At 74.1% G+C, this 1,699-nt stretch carries 2 protein-coding genes; both read right to left on the reverse strand.

Annotated features, from left to right (window positions below; translation table 11 throughout):
• The coding region (locus tag ACYVE9_RS25655; protein WP_461030280.1) for a DivIVA domain-containing protein at nt 1–465 on the reverse strand (465 nt) is incomplete at its 3' end.
• Nucleotides 466–661: 196 nt separating this feature from the next.
• The coding region (locus ACYVE9_RS25660; RefSeq protein WP_461030281.1) for an SUKH-4 family immunity protein at nt 662–1,699 on the reverse strand (1,038 nt) is incomplete at its 5' end.

Genomic DNA, 1,699 nt, shown 5'->3' on the forward strand with positions numbered 1-1,699 from the left:
CGCTGCCGCTTCCTCGTGGACCGCCGCCACCTCGGCGTCCACGCTCCGCCGCAGCTCGGCGGACGCCTCCTCGGCCTCCGTGAGGATCAACCGCGCCCGCGCGCCCAGTGTTTCGAACGCCGGCGGCGCCAGTGACGCCACGACCTGCTGCAACCGCTCGGCCTCGGCGGCCAGTTCCCCGGCCAGCCGCTCCAGCCGTGCGATCCGCTCCTCGGCCGCCCGGCCCTCGTCCTCCAGCTCGGCGAGCAGCCGGTCCACCTGCTCCGGCCGGTATCCGCGCCGCGCGGTCGCGAACCCGGCACCGCCCCGGCTCTCCGGCTTCCTCGCACCAGTAAAAGAAATGTCGAGCCCCTTTCCCTCTGCGCGAATCGCCCGAAGCCTGCCACTTCGGTTGCGGTCGCCACCAAGGATGCTTCGTCGGGTGCGATGCCGAGTTGTCGTCGAGTACCGGGCGCAACCGGACACCGGGCAGGGTGGTACCGCGGGACCGGCCTCACCCGTCCCGCAGCAGCACCCTGCCCGTCACCCGCCGTCCGCACTCCTGCCCGGCCCCTCGGAAGCGGGCGGATCCGGACGCCGGACGGAGGCCGGGTGGTGACGGGCGGGGGCAGACGTCAGCAGGCCCGGCGCGGGGTGCGCCGGGCCTGCTGGGCGGACCGTCTCAGAGCAGCCCGTCCCACATCTGCTCGAGCAGCACCGACCACCAGTTCTCCGGGCCCGACAGCGCGGCCGGGTCCAGGGCGGCCAGCTGGTTCTGGAAGTCGACCGTCCAGCGGCCCGCCTGCTCCGGCGTCAGCCCGTACCGCAGCCGCCACATCCGCCCCAGCAGCGCGAGGCAGCGGGTGAACTCCGGCAGTGAGGTGTTCACGAACTGCGGCATCGCCGGCTGCCCGCTCGGGTCGGCCTCCAGCGGCACCGCGACGATGTGCGCGGTGCCGTACTGCACGCACAGCTGCCGGCCGAAGTCACTGCCCATCACCAGGTACGAGCCGGCGTCCGGACCCGGCTGCACACCGTGCTCCTGCGCCAGTTCGGCGAGCGTCGGCACCGGGCGGCCCGGTTGGGCCTGCGCCCAGAAGAACGGGCCGAAGTCCACCGGCAGGCCCGCCCACACCAGGGTGTGCGCGACGATCTCCGGCACACCCTGGCGGGACACCGCCCGCTGGTCGAACCGGAACACGCCCTGCGGGCCGAACGCGTGCACCAGCTCGTGCCCGATGGCGTCCGGCGGTACCGGCGGCACCGGGGGCAGCTGCTGGATCGGCGCCCGGACCGGGGCCGGACGGGCCGGACCGTCCGCCACCTGGTGCAACTCGCCCTGGTGCTCCAGCAGATGGCGCATGCCCTGCTGCCGCGAGGCGTGGTCGCGCCCGTAGGGCGCGGTGTGGCTGACCCGCACCTGCGGCCACGTCTCCCGCACCATGCGGGCGCAGTAACCGCCAGGCAGCTCGCAGCACTCCAACTCCGTGTGCAGCTCCAGCACCTGCTGCGGCGGCACGTTCAACTGCCGCAACTCGTACATGATCTGCCACTCCGGGTGCGGAGTGCCCGGCGCCGAACGCCGGATCAGCTGCTGCTCCGAACCGTCCGGGGCGCGGTAGCGCAGCACCGCCATGTAGCCGGGGCCCACCGTGGGCAGCCCGGTCGGCGGCTGCGGATAGCCGTAACCCTGCGGCCCGCCGGGCGGCGGCTGGCCGCC

Source organism: Streptomyces sparsus (assembly GCF_054776295.1).